Raw genomic sequence first — 1,112 nt, forward strand, 5'->3', positions numbered from 1 at the left:
GTATGACCGAGGTATGCGGTATCCACAGGGTGGCGGGCTGAGCGACGAACGGCGTCAGTTCCGCGAGGAGTTACGGGGCCAGGCCGCAGAGCGCTTCGCCCGGGGCGAGGGCAGCACTGCGATCGCCAAGGACTTGCGCGTCAGCGTCCGGTCGGTTCAGCGGTGGCGGCGGGCATGGAAGGAAGACGGTCCCAGGGCCCTGCGCTCACAGGGGCCGGCGTCGCTTCCCAGGCTCAGCGAGAAGCAGTTCGCCCAGCTGGAAGCGGAGCCGGCCAAGGGTCCGGCCGCGCACGGCTGGGAGGACCAGCGCTGGACCCTCTCACGCGTCAAGACGGTGATCGGCCGACGCTTCCATCTCACCTACACGATCCAGGGCGCGCGCAAGCTTCTGGTCCGCAACGGCTGGTCCTGCCAGGTCCCGGCCCGCTGTGCGGTCGAACGGGACGATGATGCCGTCACCGGCTGGATCAAGGCGGTCTGGCCCTGCGCGGAAGGCTCGCGGCGGCCCGTGGAGCGTGGCTCGTCTTCGGGGACGAAGCCGGCTTCTCCATGACGCCGCCGACAGCCCGGACCTGGTCACCACGTGGCCGCACCCCGGTGGTGCGGGTCCGCGGCCGGTCCCGCAGACGCGTCTCCATCGCCGCGCTGACCTGCTACAAGCCCGGACACCGCTCGAGGCTGATCTACCGGCCCCGCCGCGACGACGGCCGACGGGACGGACGCAAAAGCTTTTCCTGGCGCGACTACCGCGACCTGCTCATCGCCGCCCACCAGCAGCTCGGCGGCCCAATCGTGCTCGTCCGGGACAACCTCAACGTGCATAAAGCCGCTGGCCTGCGGGAGTTCGCCGAGACCCGGGACTGGCTGACCCTCTACTACCTGCCGCCCTACGCACCTGACCTCAACCCCGTCGAAGGGATCTGATCGCTCCTGCGGCGCGGCCGGCTCTCCAACGCCGCCCTCAGCACCCCCGAACACCTCGTTCAGACCGCCCGACGCCGCCTGCGGCACATCCAGTACCGCAGCCACCTGATCGACGACTGCCTTGCCGAGACCGGCCTGCAGATCAGAGAGACCTGACACCACACAACATCACGAGTTCAACCTCAGTA

At 69.2% G+C, this 1,112-nt stretch carries 1 pseudogene; it reads left to right on the top strand.

The features are described 5' to 3' along the window. Positions 1-13 precede the first annotated feature (13 nt). Positions 14-1,080, top strand: a pseudogene (locus LCE31_RS41605) (IS630 family transposase). Positions 1,081-1,112 lie beyond the last annotated feature (32 nt).

Origin of the sequence: Streptomyces sp. 8L (assembly GCF_020176795.1) — a bacterium.
Taxonomy (GTDB): Bacteria; Actinomycetota; Actinomycetes; order Streptomycetales; family Streptomycetaceae; genus Streptomyces.